This is a genomic window from Agromyces sp. P1_H4 (assembly GCF_056405255.1).
Genome location: NZ_JBFUCL010000569.1, coordinates 1 through 1,060, shown reverse-complemented (window position 1 = coordinate 1,060; position 1,060 = coordinate 1). Strand labels below are relative to the sequence as shown.

Here is a 1,060-nt window from a genome sequence, read left to right as displayed (position 1 = left end):
CAGCGGACGCGCGCCGTGCCGCCTCGCCGTGCACCCACGACGCGGTGGCGGCGAGCGAGGTCAGCACCGTGGCATCCGTCGCGATCTGCTCGTGGTGGGTCGCGACGAGCGCCCCGAGGATGCCGCCGAGCACGTCGCCGCTGCCGGCCGTCGCGAGCCAGTGCGTGGGCGCGGTGACGGTGTACCGGCCGCCGTCGGGATCGCACACGTGCGTCACGGCGCCCTTGAGGAGCACGGCGACGCGGAGCTCCTCGGCCGCGCGCTCCGCCCATTCCCCGGGCGCCGACCGCACCTCCTCGACGCTCGCGGGAATCTCGCGGGACGTGAGGAGGCGTGCGAGCTCGCCGGCATGCGGGGTGACCACGGTGGGTGCGGTGTGGGTGCCGACGAGGTCGAGCGCGCCGGCGTCGACCACGACGGGCACGTGCGCGGCGAGCGCGTGCGTGAGATCGCCGAGCAGCACGAACGAGCGGCGGTTCTGGTCGATCCCCGAACCGATGAGCCAGGCCTGCACGCGGCCCGGGGCGGTGACGGTCTCGGGCCTGCGGTCGAGGACGGCGCGGGCGGGCACCCGGTGTCCGATGTAGCGAACCATCCCGACGCCCGCGCGGTGGGCCGCCTCCACCCCGAGCACCGCGGCTCCCGGGAACTCGGGTGACCCGGTGACGACGCCCAGCACACCGCGCGAGTACTTGTCGTCGTCGGGCGCCGGCGCCGCGATCCATCCGGCCGCGTCTTCGGCCGTCCACTCCTGCCACCCGGTGGTCATCCACCAACGATAGGTTGGGGTGGATGCCGCCGACAGTCCCCGCCCCGATCAGCCTCGCGCCCCGTGTCGTCGTGTTCGACTACGGCGAGGTCATCTCCCGTCCGCCGAGCGACGCCGACCGCGCCGCGCTCGTCGCCCGTGCCGGCGTCGACGCCGACCGGTTCTGGCCCGCATACTGGGCGCATCGTGAGGCGCTCGACCAGGGCACGGCGTCGATCGCCGAGTACTGGTCGGCGGTCGCGGCCGAGGTCGGTGCCGACTGGAACGACCTCGACGTGCACGAGCTCTGGG

Annotated in this window: 2 protein-coding genes; one reads left to right on the top strand and one right to left on the bottom strand. The window is 74.5% G+C overall.

Translation table 11 applies throughout. The features are described from left to right. Positions 1 to 769 (bottom strand): ADP-dependent NAD(P)H-hydrate dehydratase (locus AC1DY2_RS20035; RefSeq protein WP_476764011.1); only part of this gene is annotated, 769 nt, incomplete at its 3' end. Between the two features lie 23 nt (positions 770 to 792). Between AC1DY2_RS20035 and AC1DY2_RS20030 the strand changes: the two genes are divergently transcribed. Next, a partial coding sequence (locus tag AC1DY2_RS20030; protein ID WP_476764010.1) for an HAD family hydrolase occupies positions 793 to 1,060 on the top strand: 268 nt, incomplete at its 3' end.